At 72.0% G+C, this 14,916-nt stretch carries 13 protein-coding genes and 1 riboswitch; of the genes, 3 read left to right on the plus strand and 10 right to left on the minus strand.

The features are described from left to right. On the plus strand, positions 1-897 hold an 897-nt coding region (locus tag FRCN3DRAFT_RS0206955; protein WP_007518908.1), incomplete at its 5' end, for a hypothetical protein. Between the two features lie 55 nt (positions 898-952). On the opposite strand, the gene FRCN3DRAFT_RS0206960 is transcribed toward FRCN3DRAFT_RS0206955, so the two are convergent. The 4 genes from FRCN3DRAFT_RS0206960 to thrC form a co-directional block, all read right to left on the minus strand. Then, positions 953-2,821: a DUF4407 domain-containing protein gene (locus FRCN3DRAFT_RS0206960; protein ID WP_007518907.1), complete on the minus strand. Its 1,869-nt coding sequence runs from the start codon at positions 2,819-2,821 to the stop codon at positions 953-955. A 117-nt stretch (positions 2,822-2,938) separates the two neighbouring features. Further along, positions 2,939-3,583 (minus strand): hypothetical protein, encoded by a 645-nt coding sequence (locus tag FRCN3DRAFT_RS0206965; RefSeq protein WP_007518906.1) that lies wholly within the window; start codon positions 3,581-3,583, stop codon positions 2,939-2,941. A gap of 476 nt (positions 3,584-4,059) precedes the next feature. Next, complete coding sequence (locus FRCN3DRAFT_RS57055) at positions 4,060-4,191, minus strand: hypothetical protein (protein WP_269799812.1); 132 nt, start codon at positions 4,189-4,191, stop codon at positions 4,060-4,062. A gap of 129 nt (positions 4,192-4,320) precedes the next feature. Continuing rightward, the gene (thrC, locus tag FRCN3DRAFT_RS0206980; RefSeq protein ID WP_007518904.1) at positions 4,321-5,607 is read right to left on the minus strand and encodes a threonine synthase; all 1,287 of its coding nucleotides are present in this window, start codon (positions 5,605-5,607) and stop codon (positions 4,321-4,323) included. Between the two features lie 6 nt (positions 5,608-5,613). Next, positions 5,614-5,855, minus strand: a riboswitch (SAM riboswitch). Positions 5,856-6,128: 273 nt separating this feature from the next. Between thrC and FRCN3DRAFT_RS0206985 the strand changes: the two genes are divergently transcribed. Continuing rightward, positions 6,129-6,977 (plus strand): HAD family hydrolase, encoded by an 849-nt coding sequence (locus tag FRCN3DRAFT_RS0206985; RefSeq protein WP_007518903.1) that lies wholly within the window; start codon positions 6,129-6,131, stop codon positions 6,975-6,977. A gap of 18 nt (positions 6,978-6,995) precedes the next feature. Here the strand turns inward: FRCN3DRAFT_RS0206985 and FRCN3DRAFT_RS0206990 are convergent, their stop codons facing one another. The 5 genes from FRCN3DRAFT_RS0206990 to FRCN3DRAFT_RS0207010 form a co-directional block, all read right to left on the minus strand. Next, positions 6,996-8,669, minus strand: coding sequence for an alpha,alpha-trehalose-phosphate synthase (UDP-forming) (locus tag FRCN3DRAFT_RS0206990; RefSeq protein ID WP_007518902.1), 1,674 nt, complete (start codon positions 8,667-8,669; stop codon positions 6,996-6,998). Positions 8,670-8,936: 267 nt separating this feature from the next. Then, positions 8,937-9,845 carry a trehalose-phosphatase gene (locus FRCN3DRAFT_RS0206995; RefSeq protein ID WP_007518901.1) on the minus strand — a complete coding sequence of 303 codons (909 nt, stop codon included), beginning with the start codon at positions 9,843-9,845 and terminating at the stop codon, positions 8,937-8,939. Positions 9,846-10,060: 215 nt separating this feature from the next. Next, positions 10,061-10,819, minus strand: coding sequence for a LytR C-terminal domain-containing protein (locus tag FRCN3DRAFT_RS43055; RefSeq protein ID WP_007518900.1), 759 nt, complete (start codon positions 10,817-10,819; stop codon positions 10,061-10,063). Beyond that, positions 10,816-11,151: a DUF3263 domain-containing protein gene (locus FRCN3DRAFT_RS43060; protein ID WP_007518899.1), complete on the minus strand. Its 336-nt coding sequence runs from the start codon at positions 11,149-11,151 to the stop codon at positions 10,816-10,818. Before FRCN3DRAFT_RS43060 ends, FRCN3DRAFT_RS43055 begins: the two co-directional genes overlap by 4 nt. Before the next feature lie 239 nt (positions 11,152-11,390). Then, positions 11,391-12,722, minus strand: coding sequence for an ABC transporter substrate-binding protein (locus FRCN3DRAFT_RS0207010; protein WP_007518898.1), 1,332 nt, complete (start codon positions 12,720-12,722; stop codon positions 11,391-11,393). Positions 12,723-12,895: 173 nt separating this feature from the next. Between FRCN3DRAFT_RS0207010 and FRCN3DRAFT_RS0207015 the strand changes: the two genes are divergently transcribed. Continuing rightward, the gene (locus FRCN3DRAFT_RS0207015) at positions 12,896-13,276 is read left to right on the plus strand and encodes an RNHCP domain-containing protein (protein ID WP_007518897.1); all 381 of its coding nucleotides are present in this window, start codon (positions 12,896-12,898) and stop codon (positions 13,274-13,276) included. A gap of 7 nt (positions 13,277-13,283) precedes the next feature. Here FRCN3DRAFT_RS0207015 and FRCN3DRAFT_RS0207020 read toward each other — a convergent pair whose 3' ends face one another. Continuing rightward, positions 13,284-14,537, minus strand: a complete 1,254-nt coding sequence (locus tag FRCN3DRAFT_RS0207020) for a Glu/Leu/Phe/Val family dehydrogenase (RefSeq protein ID WP_007518896.1) — start codon at positions 14,535-14,537, stop codon at positions 13,284-13,286. Between the last annotated feature and the right edge of the window lie 379 nt (positions 14,538-14,916).

Below are 14,916 nucleotides of genomic sequence, written 5' to 3' on the forward strand. Positions count from 1 at the left end.
GGGCCGGCCCTGGCGCTGGAACTGGTGCGGCTGGCGGCCGAGGACGACGACCGGGCCGTCGACGCGGGCCGAGCGGCGGCCCCCGGCGCCGGTCCGGCGGCCACCGGCACCGGGGCCGACCGCTACGCGGTGCCGGCGGCCACGGCGCATACGGCGGGCTGGCTCGCGTGGCTCGGGAACGAGCCGGCGTTCGCCGGACAGCTGCGACCGTTCGCCGACGCCATCGCGGGCAGTCTCGATCAGAAGGCTTTCGGTGAGCTGTTGCGGGGGATGGACCCCGGCTACCCGCTGGTCGTGTTCCGCCTGGCCCGGCTCGCCGGCCGCGCCCAGCCACTGCGCCGGCAGGTGTGGCTGTGGCTGAGGGACACGTGGGTCGAACGACCGCCGCCCAAGGTGCCCTCCGACCTGGAGCGGGCCTGGGCGGACGAGCTGTCCAAGCTGCCGGCGCGCCACCCCCGGGAGAGCGGCGTGCCCAAGGAGGAGGCAGAGCTCGATCTTTGCGGGGTGCTCCTCGGCACCGGACCGGTCGAGGCGCTGAAGGCCCGGATGATGAGCCTGTACTGGACCGAGTACCGCGGATCCGTCCACATGCTGTTTCGCGACCTGGTCAACCGGTACGGCTCCGGCGTGGCGGGCCTACCCATCCTGGAGGCGGTGATGGACGGGCTGGCGGCCTCGTTGGACAGCGATGGCTGGCCCGAAGACTCCTACCGTGCCGACGACACGCTGATGCTGCTGGGCTGGCTGGCGCAGGATGCGATGAGTGTTTCGCCCGGCCTGGCGAAGATCGTTACCCGATACCTGGGTGCGAAGCCGAAGCCTCGTCTGCGCCATGAGACGGCGAAGACCTGGAAGATGCTGCTCGAGGCCTACGTGGTTCCGCGCAGGGACCGGTAGCGGGCAGGGCAACGGCGCGAAGCGGCGCGGGCACCCGGCCCGCGCCGCGCCGGCGTCACCACAGGTCGGGACCCTCGTCGAACCCGCCCTCCGTCGGGTCCGCGGATCGATCCCGCCTCGCCTGGCCCGGTGGCACCGGTCCGGCGGGGCGCGCCTGGTCAGCGCGGGCCGCGTCAGCGCGCGTCGCGTCAGGGCGGGCCCGGTCAGCGCGGGCCGCGTCAGCAGGAACCGGGCCTGGCCCCGCGGGTCGCTGCCGCCCACCACCCTCGGCACCGCGCGTCGCCCGTCCGCCAGCGCCGTTCGGCTCGGCGCGGTTCGGCTCGGTCGCCGGGACGCGTGGGACGAAGCCGGGTGCGTCGCCGGCGGGGCGAGCCGGGCCTGGCCTGCCGTCCGCCGGGGCGACCGGTCGCTCGGCGCCGCGTCGCGGCTGCTCGTCCCTCCTCGGCGGTGGCCACTCCCGCCGCCGCAGGTCATCCATACCGGCGCGTCCGCCAGCGCCGTTCCGCGCGTCCTCCCAGTTCTCGGGCGGCTGCCGCTGGGAGGGCGGGAGCAGGGTAGGCGCCGGCGTCGGGCCGTTCGCCAGATACTCGCCGGGGTCACGCTGGATGCGCCTGCGCTGCTCCTGGGTCCAGCGGTCGAGCGCGTCCTCGGCGAGCTTCACCTGGCTGTCGATGGTCTTGTTGGCCAGCTCCTCGATCGCGGCGTCCCGCCTGTCCCTGGCCGCCTGTGCCTCCCGCAGCGCGTCCTGGTCGTAGATCAGCGCCGCGGCCCGCTTCTGCCGGCTCTGTGCCTGGGAGATGGCGAGATGCTCCCGCTCCTCGATCTCCAGTGCCTCCTCGTACTTGTTCTTCTTCCCGAGCGACATGAACAGCTTGAACAGGATCGGCAGGCACTCGATCGCGGTGATGAACAGCAGCAGCAACAGATGGGCGGTGCGCATCGACGGACGCTCGCTGGTGAGCCTGTCCAGCGCCTCGATCCGGATCAGCAGGCCGGTGTCGTCGGCGTTCTGGTCTCGGAAACGTTTCGTGTCGGCGTCGACCGCGGTTCGCAGCGTGCGCAGTTCGGTCTCGACCCTCGTGATGTTCGCGGTGATGGAGGGACGCTCCGTCCCGGTGGAGCTGTTGTACGCCGCGAGCGCGTTGTCGTGGGCCGTGGTGTATTTGCCCTGGGCGGTCGTGAGGGCGGTCTGGGCCCGGTCCCTGATGCCGGAGAGCTGCTGGAGGTAGGGGCCGTCGCCGGGTTTGCCGGAGGCACCGATCGGGCTGCCGCAGTCTGACCGGCCAAGGTACTCACAGGTGTAGTTGTTATCGGCGGTGGTGAAGTCGTCCTGCGCCTTCTTCAGGTCGGCCTTCGCGGTCCGGACGGGCTCGTAGTCGTCCTCGTTGAACGGCTTCCCAAGATCTTGCAGCTGCTTCTTGAAGGCGGCGTCCTGCTTTTCCAACGCATCGATCCGGGCGCCGCGCTGGTCAGTGCTGGACTTCTGGATGAACGCCGCCTCCCGTTCGGCGTGGATAAAGTTGATCTCTGAACTGATCTCCGGCTGGAACATCTGCAGAACGAACGGCGTCGAGACGACGATGCCGATGAGGACGGCGAGCCCGGCGCGCGGCAGCAGGAGCAACAGGTTGCCGCGCCCGGCGGTGGCGAGCAGCCAGCGGTCGAAGCCCAGGATCGCGCAGCCCCAGAGGAAGCCGGCGATCACGCAGATCGCCACCGGCAGCTTCAGCCCCATGTGCAGCGCGAAGGACGCCGAGACGGCGGCCACCGACGAGGTGATGAACACCGAGCTGCCGAGGCCTATGTACTTCGGCCGGTCGGACGGGAAACGTTCCAGAACCTCGAGGTTCGCCGTGGAAAGCCACAACATGAACCGGCCCATGGCCCGAAACGGCGCGCCGATGAGCGGCCCGGCGCCTGTCATCGGCGGGCGCGCCTGATCTGAGCTCGATCGCATTTCTCTCAGTCCCCCGTCATTCGCGCCGCGATCGTCCCGCGCGGTCGCGCGCCGCCGCCACGGCTGGAGCTGACCGCTCCGCGGTCACCGCCACCACAGCCACCGTCGTTTTCTGCCGACGCCGGTATTCTCGTCGTCCTCGCCGCGGGCCTGATCGGCGCCTGGCTCCGCCGTCGCGTCGAGTGCCCGCACCCGCTGGAAATGCGCGTTCCACGACTGGCTCCGGCCGGGAGTGCGTCCAAACCGGCTGGTCAGCGCGGCCGATGGCTTTAGCCAACTGGACGGATGGACCGTCGGCATGCCGTCGGCTCGCTCACCCACGCTGCCCCGGGGGCTGGGCGGCCGGTACCTGGCCAGCAGTTCGTTGGGAGTGGGCGCCTCGGCGCCGAGCCAATGCGTATCGCGCCGGCCGCCGCCCAGCGCGCGGCGCGGCCAATCAGGCAGGACCAGGCCCACGGCGGGTTCGGCGAAGGTGATGGTCTGCGGGCTGAGTTCGCGGTTGGCGCCGCCGGGGCCGTGGGCCGTCAACCAGCGCCGCGGGACGTCGTCGAAAGCCACCATGACCGAGCCGATCGGGCCGTGTACGCCGTATCCTTCGAGCTCGACAGCGGTGGCGCCGATCGCGACCCAGCTAAGTTCATACGTCCTGCCACGGGGGCCGGCGCGTGGTTTTGCTTGGATGCTGGTGAAGTGGGGTGCGACGCCGCGAGCGCGGGGCATGTTCGCCATTCGGTCCCCCTCCGGACGCATCCGAGTTGGGGATCGGAATCCGTCAACCGGCCCGGGTGACTGGGCGGCTTGGCGTGTAGCCATTTCCGCTGGTCACCGGTCTGGCGGTCACCGTACCGCGTGGCGACCGTGCCGCCCGGTGATCGGGCTGCCCCGTCGAGATGCCATCCGGTGACCGTGCCGCCGTATCCCCGTCCCACAGCGTCACATCGACAGGATACGCGGGGCAGACCAACCAGAAAGCGGTCTGTTCACGCTTCCCGCCATTCATCGACCAAACAGCGCGAAACCCTACCCGGAGGTCGTAGGTTCCCTCCGTGGTCCGGATGCGTGATGGCCGGTCCAGGAGCCCTGCTCAGCCCATGACCCGCCGATCGGCTGGGTGAGGAGGTGGCGATCGTTCATACGGTCGCGCCCACCCACTCGGCGGCCGATCGGCGGGGACCGCCGGAAGCGTCGGTCCGTCGGTCCGCCTGTCAGTGCTCGTCGGTCCGTCGGTCAGTGCTGACACCGCCGGCGGTCTCGCCGAAGACGCCCTCGGTGCGGGCGAGCAGCCGCATGCCCTCGACGGTCTCGCCGTCGGTGGCGTCGGTGGCGTCGGTGATCACGCTGCCGGCGCGGCTTGTCGCCGCTGGTCGCTGTGCGCCGCTCTGCCGGATCGACGTCGGCGATCCGGCAGAGCGGCTGAACGCCCCGCGCTGACGCGGCGCGGCTCGCATACGCGTCCGTACCGGGTATCAGTCGTCGCCGAGCCCGGCCGCCTCGAAGGCGGACAGGGTTGGCGGGATGGTGGCCGTCGGGACGGTGTTGCCGATGAGGGGGTCGAGGGTCTTCAGGCCGTCGCCGGTGTTGTAGATGACGGTCTCGGCCTCGGGGTCGAGCAGGCCCTCGCGCAGCTGGCGGCGCAGGTTGGCGACGGTGACGCCGCCGGCGGTCTCGCCGAAGATGCCCTCGGTGCGGGCGAGCAGGCGCATGCCCTCGACGATCTCGTCGTCGGTGACGTCGGTGATCACGCCGCCGGTGCGCCGGGCGACGTCGAGGGCGTACGGGCCGTCGGCCGGGTTGCCGATCGAGAGCGACTTGGCGATCGTCGACGGGCGGACCGGCGCGACCGTGTCGGTGCCGCGGGCGAACGCCGCCGCGACCGGGTTGCAGCCGGCGGCCTGCGCGCCGAACACCTTGTACGGCGACTCCTCGACGAGCCCGAGCCTGATCAGCTCGCGGAACGCCTTGTCGATCTTGGTCAACAGCGAGCCGGACGCGATCGGCACGACGACCTGTTGGGGCAGGCGCCAGCCGAGCTGTTCGGCGACCTCGTAGCCGAGCGTCTTCGAGCCCTCGGCGTAGAACGGCCGGACGTTGACGTTGACGAACGCCCACTCGTACTCGTCGGCGAGCTGGCTGCACAGCTTGTTGACGTCGTCGTAGTTGCCCTTGATCGCGACGAGGGTGCCGCCGTAGACGGCGGTGGAGACGATCTTTCCGTTCTCCAGGTCCTGCGGGACCAGCACGATCGAGCGCAGGCCGGCGTGGGCGGCGTGCGCGGCGACGGAGTGCGCCAGGTTGCCGGTGGAGGCGCAGGCGACGGTGGTGAAGCCGAGGTCGCGGGCGGCCGACAGCGCGACGGAGACGACCCGGTCCTTGAAGGAGTGCGTCGGGTTGGCGCTGTCGTCCTTGACCCAGAGGGTCTTCATGCCGAGCTCGGCGGCCAGCCGCGGCGCCGGGCGCAGCGGGGTGAAGCCGGCGTCGAGGGATACGCGGCGGGCCGGGTCGTGGCCGGCGGGAAGGAGGCCGACGTAGCGCCACAGGTTGCGCGGGCCAGCCTCGATGGAGGCCCGGGTGACGCGGCGCAGCCGGTCCTCGTCGTAGGAAATCTCCAGCGGAGCGAAGCACTCGATGCAGACGTGCGAGGGTGCCAGAGGGTAGGTTGCGCCGCAGTTGCGACAGGACAGACCTACCGCTGGGTTCGCGGTGTCATCTGAGGTGAAGCCCGACTGGGCAGAGCGCTCCGGCGCAAGAGTCATTGGAACTCCTCATCTTTCCCGGGGCCGCCATGGCACCACGGGTCGGAATTGGCACCTGCCGCGGAGGTGCGCTCGCGTCGTCCGGTTGCCCTGCCTGTCCCGTCGCGCGGAGCGCGACACTGGGTCCAGGGGCCGCCTCCCAGGGGGAGATACGGCTAGGACGAACCGCCCGAAGGGCGGCGAGCACACTCATCCGCTCGGTTGCCGGGGCTTCACTGGGCCGTTCCCTCTGCCCCTCTGGATGAGCCATCTTCAGTTGTGTCTCCGTACTGTAGACCGACGCACCTCCGAGCGCACCGCACTTCTTGGCGTATGCACTGTGACGCCGCTTGCGTCCTAGCGCTCGCCCGGGCATCGGCGGGCCCTCTTGGCGGATGCTGTCCCGTGGGACTGCCGGCCTGAGCGCGAGCCCACCGGAGGTCCACCAGCGTCGCTGGGACATTGCAGATCCAGGCCTGTGGCCGCGGGGCCGACGATGATCGGACCGCGCGACCAGTGGGCCCTCGGGAGGAGCCGCGCACGTGAGTGTCCGTGTCGTCTACACCGACCTCGACGGGACCATGGTCGGGCCAAAGGGCTCGTTCTTCCTGGCCGAAGCGTCTCCCGACGACGCGCTGCGCGGATCTCCGGGGACGTTGACGCTCGCGGCCGCGCAGGCGCTGCTCGACCTGCACACCGCCGGCATCGTGCTGGTCCTGGTCAGCGGGCGGACGCGGCCGCAGCTCGTCGAGGCCGCGGCGATCTTCGGCGCCGACGGCTTCATCGGTGAGCTTGGCGCCATCGTCGGCTGGGACCAGGGCCGCCAGAGCGAGATCCTGCGCGGCGCCATGCCCGAGCGTTTCAGCCAGGTGCCCGAGGACCTGCTGCACGAGCTGATCGCCGCTCATCCGGGCCGCCTGGAACTACACACCCCGTGGCACACCGGGCGTGAGCTGGACGTGATGTTCCGCGGCAAGGTCGACATCGCCGCCACCGACGCCTGGCTGCGCGCCGCCGGCTATGGCTGGCTCTCGCTGCGCGACAACGGGCTGATCGCGCCCGCCCACATGCCGGACCTCGGCGTCAACCCGCACGTCTACCACCTCGTGCCCGACGGCGTGGGCAAGGGCGAGGCGGTCGCCTGGGATCTCAAACGGCGCGGCATCGACCCGTCGGACGCCATCGCGATCGGAGACTCCGCCAGCGACCTGAGCATGGCCAGCCACGTCGGCCAGATGCATCTGGTCGCCAACGCCCTGCGCCACCCGGACATCGCGGGCCTGCTGCCCGCGTACGACAACGTCGTCGTCGAGAAGGAGCCGGTGACCCTCGGCTGGGCGAGCGCCGTCCGCGCTGCGGTCGCGACCTGGCAGTCCCCACCGATCGGGTAGGGGCTGCCCCGGTCCCGATCAGTCTGCGCGACCGCCGATTAGCGGGAGTAGCGGGACCTCCGCGGGCGGGGCGGCCGGAAGGGCGGCCAGCTGTTGGCGGAACCAGTCGCCGGGAGGGAGCCTGGCGGCGAGCGTGGCGAGGTGGCGGGCGCGTCGGCGGCGTTCGGCGGTCGGCATGCGCAGGGCAGCGTCCATCGCTTCGGCGGTCTCGGTCACGTCGTACGGGTTGACCACCAGCGCGTCCGCGGCCAGCTCCGCGTAGGCACCGGCCTCCCGGGAGAGAACCAGCGCGACGTCGCGACCGGAAATCGTGGGGCCTTCCTTGGCGACGAGGTTCATGCCGTCGCGAATGGGGTTCACGACGAGGACGTCCGCCAATGTCAGCGCCGCCAGCGAGCGTGGGTAGTCGTCGGTCACCTCGAGGCGCAGCGGCAGCCAGCCGTCGGTGGCGAACTCGTCCTCGATCTCGGTCGCGATCCGCTGCACGGCCGCCGTGTACTCGCGGTACTCGGGCAGGTCGTGCCGGGAGGGGTAGGCGCAGACCAGGTGGGTCACGCGCCCTCGCCAGACCGGATGGTTGCGCAGAAGCTCCCGATAGGCGTCCAGGCCGCGGACGATGTTCTTCGACAGTTCGGTGCGGTCGATCCGTACGATCAGCCGCCGGTCGCCGACCAGCTCGCGCAGCTCGGCCGCGCGGGTGACGACGTCCTTGGCCGCGGCCCGCGCGCGCAGCGCCACCGCGTCGACCCCGAGCGGATGGATCCCGATCCTGACTCGGTGGCCGATGTGCCCAAGGGGGGCGTTCGGCCGGGCGGCCTCGCCCTGTCCGTCCTCCTCGTCGGGCGCGGTCCGCTGCTCGACGATCGGGACGGTCTCGCCCAGGGCCGCGGGCACGGTGGCCGCGGGCACGGTGGTGATGACGGCTGGACTCTCGCCGTCGCTCGGGAGCCGGTCGTCGATCTGGATACGGTCGTCGATCTCGATCTCGTCACCGAACAGCGCGCGGGCGCAGTCGCGGAACGCCGTCGCCCAGCGAGCGGTCAGGAAGCCGAGCCGATCGGCGCCGAGCATCCCGCCGATCACCGCACGCGACACCCGATCCGGCAGGATTCGGAAGTAGTCCGGCGGTGCCCAGGGAGTGTGGGTGAAGTGCGAGATTCGCAGGTCCGGGCGCAGCTTGCGTAGCAGACCAGGTGTCAGCGTCAGGTGGTAGTCCTGGATCAGCACCGCGGCGCCGGGCGCGGCCTCGGCTGCCAGCGCCTCGGCGAACATCGCGTTGTAGGCCTCATAGGCCTCCCAGTCCCGCCAGAACACCGCGCCGAAGCTCGGCTCGGCCGCCGGCGCGAACAGCAGGTGCAGGACGAACCACAGGGTGCGGTTCGCGACCCCGTTGTAGGCCCGGTCGAACACGACGCGGTCGACGTCGAGCATCCGCACCGCAGCGCCGCCGGTGTCGAACCTCGCCCGGTCCAGCCGCCCGTCCGGCGACTCGCGCGTCGCCTTGCGGTCGGCGTCGCTGAGCGCCGCGCAGACCCACACGATGCCGGACGGGGGATCGCCGCCGTCACCGTCGGCCGCGTCCCCGAGCTCGGCGGCGGCCGCCCCGGTGCCCGCGGCGGTCGCGGCGGCGTCGCGGATGACCTCCTGCATGCCGCTGACGAGCCCGCCGCTGCCGCGCCGGGCCACCAACATGCCAGTCTCCGAGAAGGAGAAGGCGACTGGACCTCGGTTGGAGGCGACGAGCACCCGCGCGGTGCCGGCGGCCGCTGGATCAGGCCCCGCCACCGCGGCTCGGCTCAGGTATGGCACATGGGCACACTAGACGAGTAAGCCCCCGCCGTTGACCAAGTAGCGCTACACGACGGTGCCAAAAGTTAACTTGGTGGACAGGCTGCTGTGACAGGTCTGTGGACTTGGTGACGTCGGGGATTGACCTGGGTCAGCGGAGGCAGTCGGCACTCACCGCAGGCGGTTGGTGAGGACGCGCAGGAGGGCGACGACGCCGGTCGGCCCGTCGACGACCAGGTCGGCGCGGTCGCGCAGCACCGCGGGGACCTCTGGACCGTCGCTGCAGACGGTGAGGCCGGCGACGCCGGCCCGGCGCAGCTCGTCGACGGCGTCGAACGCCGGCAGGTCACCGAGGTCGTCGCCCGCGACCAGCACCGAGCGGGCGGCCCGCTCCTCGACCAGCCCGCGCAGCGCCCTGCCCTTGTCGTGGTGCGGCGGGCGCAGCTCCAGCACCTTCTTGCCCGGCGCCGCCTCGAGCCCGTGCTCCTCGGCGAGGCGGCGCAGGGCCGGCGCCAGCGCGCCGAGCGCCGCGTCCGGGTCGGCGGCGCGCCGGACATGCACCACCAGGGCCTGGACCTTGTCCTCGACGGTCACGCCAGGCGGTGCGTCGCGCAGCACCTCGGGCAGCAGCGCGCGCACGGCGGCGACCCCCGGCAGCGGCTCGGGGCTGCTCGTCACCCCGGTCGCGCCGTCCCAGCGCTGCAGCCCGTACTGACCGAGGACCGTCAGGTTGGTGAGCGCCTTCGCGGGCGTCTCCGGCGCGGCGCCGTTGCCGGCGGTGGCCTTCCTCCTGGCACCGCCGTTCTCGGCTCCGTTGCGCGGCGCGAGGCCGGTGAGCTCGAGGACCGCGTCCACCGGCCGGCCGGTGATGATCGCGCACGTGCCCACCCGGTCCGCGAGCGCCCGCAGGGCGTCCACCGCGCCCGGGGCGGGCACCGCGTCCGACGGCCGGGACACGATCGGCGAGAGCGTGCCGTCGTAGTCCAGTGCCACCAGCGCGGTCTCCGGCGCCGTGATCAGCGCGGCGAGCCCCGCGCCACCGGCCGGGGTGCGTGGGGCGGGGGTGGGAACAGTTGTCATGACGCTGCCTCAGTTGGGCCTACCTGGGCGACCATGGCAACAAGTGTGCCGGTGGCGTCAGATCGGCCACGCACCGACCACCCAACGAGACCTCAGAGTAACCACACCTGTCGCCTCTCCCGCCCCACTGGGCGGCTTCCCCCGCCGCCTCGTCCGCGAGGTCGTGCAGGATGCCGGGCTGGTCAGGGGATGCCCGGGCGCGGCCAGCGCGAGCGTCAGGGCCTGGGGCTGGGATTGGGGTAGTACTTGGTGATGACGAGGAGGAGCGTGTCGTGCTCGCCTGCCGGGCGTACCAGATCGGCCGGGTCGACCTTGCGGACCTCGTCGATGCCGGGAACGAGGCGCTGCAGGGTGCGTGCCGCCGGCAGCAGGTCGTCCTTCTCGTAGAGGACGACGGTGCGGGGGACGTTGATCGAGCCTCCCCAACCACCGATGCGCGTCACCGTGAAGCCGGCCGCCTCGACGCGTGAGCGGGCGTCCGAGGCGAGTCCCTCGACCTTGGAGTTGTTGAGGATCACGACCGGGGCGAAGGCTTGTTCACCGCCGGCCGGGGTCGGCGGGCGGGTGGCGGGTGTGGCCGGCGCCGAGGTGGTGGTGGGGGCGGCCGACGGGGTGGCGGTGGGGCTCGCGGTCGGGCTGGCGGTCGCGGAGGCGCTGGCCGTGGTGGTGGTCGCCGTGGTGGTGGTCGCCGACGGGCGGGCGGTGGCCTGGTCGGCGTCGTCATCGGGGTTGTGCAGCAGGTTCACCAGCAGGATGCCGGCGCTGACCGCGAGAATGGCGATCAGGGCGCCCCACAGCCCGCGCGGCCCGCGGCTGGGCGGTGGCCGGCGCCGGCCACCGCCACCGCTGCCCGTGGCGCCGCCGGAGCTGGAGGCGCTGCCAGCGGCGCCCGCGGTCCCGGCGGTTCCCGCGGTCCCGGTGCCGCCGCGGGCGGCGCCGGCGCGCGGGGCGGGTGTCGGGTCGGTTTCGCTCATGCCCGGTCGGCTGGCTGGGAGCCGCTCGCGGACGCGGACGCGGTCGGCGTGGCCGGGGACCAGCCCTGGCGGCGGGCGGCGCGCAGGCGGGACAGGCGGCCGACCAGCATGGGCTCGGCGGCCAGGGCCGCGGGGGATTCGATCAGCACGTTGAGAAGCTGGTAATAGCGCGCGGGGGACAGGCCGAACTCGGCGCGGATGGCCTCGTCCTTGGCAGCCGGGTACCGCCAGGTGCGCTGCTCGAACCGCAGCACCCGGGTGTCGCGCTCCGACAGCCCTGGCACGGTTGGTTCGGACGTCCCGGCGACCGCTGTCGGCTCGCCGTCATCCATGGCCCAACCCCCTTCGGCCCGTAGGTGCCGCGGGTCCCGCGTCGACGGGACCGCTCCAGTCGCCTGATTCCCGCGAACGCGGCTATCAGGCTGGACGTCACTATTTCACCCCCTGGCCCCGACAAACCGGGGAGCCCCCACCAGCCCTCCGATGTCAGGATCTGGCCGGGCCGGGCCGGGCCAGTGGCGGGCGGCGCGGGCAGGAAACGGTGAGCGGCGGCTGGTGGGCGAGCGGTGGGTCACTGGTCCGGAAGGCGCTTGCCGCACCATCGGTCGGCGCCGCCGGGGTCCTTGACCAGTTCGTAGTCGGTGCCCTGGTCGTTGACCCGCACGAACGTGTAGCAGAGGTTCAGCTGTCCCCAGTTCTTGAAGTCGACCGGGCCGGGCAGGAGGCCACCCGCGTTGTAGTCGGTGACGCCGCGCAGGGTCCTGATGTAGCTGGCGCGGGTCGGGCAGGCGGGGCCCCGGAGCAGGCCGGTCAGGAAGATGTCGGTGCTGAGGTAGGCGATGAGGGCGAGCTCCTGGTCCGGCGGCTGCAGCTCCGGTGCGTAGGCGCGCATCGCGTCGATGTAGAGGTCGTGGGCGGGAGTTCGGTTCAGGAAAGGCACATAGTTCATGTAGGTGTACAGGCCGGCGATGGTCGCGCCCTTCTCCTGGAGCACCCCGCGGTCGTAGCCGGCGGCCGACAGGAAGACCTTCACCACGGCGCCCGCCTCGTGCGCTCCTGCCATGACCTCGCTGGTGTCCGCGGCGGACAGGGCGCCGGCGACCGTGTCCACGCCGGCGTTCTTCAGCTGCTCGCCGAGCTGGCTCCGGCTGGTGTGGGTCGGGTTGTAGATGAACTTCGTCGGGGACACCTCGATGCCCGCCGCCCGCAGGCTGTCGGTGACCTTCTCGCTGATCTGGTTGGAGACCTGGTCGGTGTCGCTGAGCACGATGGCGGCCTTCGTGCCGCCCCGGGCCTTGACGAAGGTGCCGAACGTGTCGACCGACGGGCCACTGGTGATCACGTAGGCGTGGGCGAACATGTTGTCGTAGAAGTGCTCAGCCCAGATTGCCTCAGCCGGCAGGCCCGCCACCGGGACCTCCTGCTCGTGCAGATAGTCGGCGCCGCCCGCGGCGGCGGTCGTCGACTCGACCACCCCGAAGACGTGCTCGTTCTCGACGAGGTCGCGCATCGCCTCGAGGTTCTGGGCCCCGCTGCCGACGTCGTCCCGCCATGCGAACGTGAGTTTTCGGCCGTGGATCCCGCCGGCTGCGTTCTGTTGCTCGACCCGGGCGACGAATCCGGAGCGGGCCGCGCCCAGGGCCTGGGCCAGCGGCCCGGTGTCGGGATAGACCCAGCCGAGTTTGATCGAGTCGGGGCTGAAACCGGGGGTGGTGCAGGGCGCCGGGCCGGTGGCGGCGCTGCCTGAGGTCCCGCAGCCGGCCAGGAGGGCGGTGGCCATGGTGACCGCGGCGAACAGCGCGGTTCTTCGCAACCGGGTCGGCGGCTGTAACCGGCCCGGGCTTTGTAACCGGGTCGGGCGTTTCGGCCGGACGGCCCGGGACCGGGTACGCGAATGGCGCATACGAGACGCTCCTTACCTCCTGGCCGGATTCCGGCAGACGATAGTCGGACCGATGATCGCGACGTGAGGTACCCCGGTGTTTTCCGAGTTCTGGAGAGTCCCGGTTGATGCTGAATTAATGATTGGCCCCCGTTCGGGGGCCTGGACCACGTCGCGCGGGCTACGGTGGGTCCGTGGCCCGCAGGTTCACCCGCACCACCGAGGACTTCGACTGCCTGGTGTGCGGTACCCCGGTACGGGGCGACGGCTACACCAACCACTGCCCGCGGTGCCTGTGGTCCCGGCACGTCGACGTCCAGCCGGGTGACCGGGAGGCCGGCTGCGGCGGCCTGATGCGCCCGGTCGGGGTCGAGGCCCGCGCCCATGACACGGTGCTCACCCATGTCTGCGAGCGCTGCGGCCACCGGCGGCGCAACCGGGCCTCGCCCGTGGACGATCAGCAGGCCCTGCTGCGCCTGGCGGCCGAGGCGGCGAGCGCGGCCCTCGCCGGCGGCATCGACGGCGCCGTGGCGAGGTCCGCCGCCAGCGCCAGGGAGCGGCGCCGGCGGCGATAGCGATCCCTCAGGGGTAGAGGCCGCGGGTGCGGTGTGCCTCGGCGACCCTGCCGACGCCGATGACGTGCGCCGCCTCGCGCAGCGTCAGCCCGCGTTCGGTGGCGAGCCGGGACACCTGGGCGTAGGCACGCTCCATCAGCTCGGCCAGCCGTTCGTTCACCTGGTCCTCGGACCAGAAGTAGGCCTGCAGATCCTGCACCCACTCGAAGTACGAGACGGCGACCCCACCGCCGTTGGCCAGGATGTCCGGCACCACGACGACGCCGTTGTCGGCCAGGATCGGGTCGGCCTGCGCCGTCACCGGGCCGTTGGCGCCCTCGACGATCATCCTGGCGCGGATCCGCGGGGCGTTCTGGGCCGTCACCACACCCTCGAGCGCCGCCGGCACCAGCACGTCCACGTCGAGCTCCAGCAGCTCGGCGTTGGTCAGGGTGTCGGTGCCGGGGTAGCCGACGACCGTGTCGGCGCCACGGGCGAGGTGGCGGATGAGCGCCGTCGGGTTGAGCCCGCGCGGGTTGTAGACGCCGCCCTTCACGTCGGACACGGCGACCACCCGGCAGCCCGCGTCGTGCAGGTACTGCGAGGCGAGCGCGCCGACCTTGCCGAAGCCCTGCACGGCGACGGTGATGCCCTTCGGGTCGACGCCGCGTTCACGCAGCGCGGCGAACATCGCGAGCTGGACGCCGCGGCTGGTGGCGCCCGCCCGCCCGGCGGAGCCGCCGACGGCCAGGGGCTTGCCGGTCACCACGCCGTGGGTCGTGTGGCCGGTGTGCGTCGAGTAGGTGTCCATGATCCAGGCCATGGTCTGCTCGTCCGTGCCGACATCCGGGGCCGGAATGTCCTTCTCCGGTCCGATCAGTGGCACCAGCTCGGCGGCGTAGCGGCGGGTCATCCGTTCCCGCTCGCGGTCGGAGAGCATGCGCGGCTCCACCGCGATCCCGCCTTTGGCACCGCCGTACGGAATTCCCATCAGCGCGCATTTCCAGGTCATCCACATGGCGAGCGCCTTGACCTCGTCGAGGTCGGTGGACGGATGAAAGCGGATGCCGCCCTTGGCTGGCCCTCGCGCCAGGTTGTGCTGAACCCGGTATCCCGTCAGCACCAGCAGCTGCCCGTCGTCGCGCTGCAGCGGGACGCTGACCGTGACCGACCGCCGCGGCATGCGCAGCAGGTCGTGCAGTCCGTCGTCTAGTCCCAGGTGCCGCGCGGCGTCCGCAAGCTGGACGCAGGCGGTGTCCCAGGGTGATGCCCCGAGGCTCACTGGCCCTCCTATGTGGCCCGCGGGGACGAAGACCCGCCGCGAGAGCCACCCGGCAGGTAGGCGCGCCGGGCGAGCCCGCGACCTACCTGACCGGCTCCACCGATCCGGGACCTCCCAGCAGATCCGCCGGCGGACCCCCGGATCGGCGGACCGATCCGGGGGCCGCCGGCGGGAACCCCGTGAACTCCGTGGCGGGAGAGCCCCCGCGAGCGCATCGCCGTTGATGCACTAAGTCACGCACGGTACCCGCCTTGAGCGATCCCCTCCACGCGGCCCGGCGTGGTCGGCCGGTACGGTCCGCGATATGCGCCCTGATTCGCCACGGCGAGACAACGCGTGGGCGGCGCGCGCCGTGGCCGCTCGTCGCCGGACGGCAGGG

Origin of the sequence: Pseudofrankia saprophytica (assembly GCF_000235425.2) — a bacterium.
Taxonomy (GTDB): domain Bacteria; phylum Actinomycetota; class Actinomycetes; order Frankiales; family Frankiaceae; genus Pseudofrankia; species Pseudofrankia saprophytica.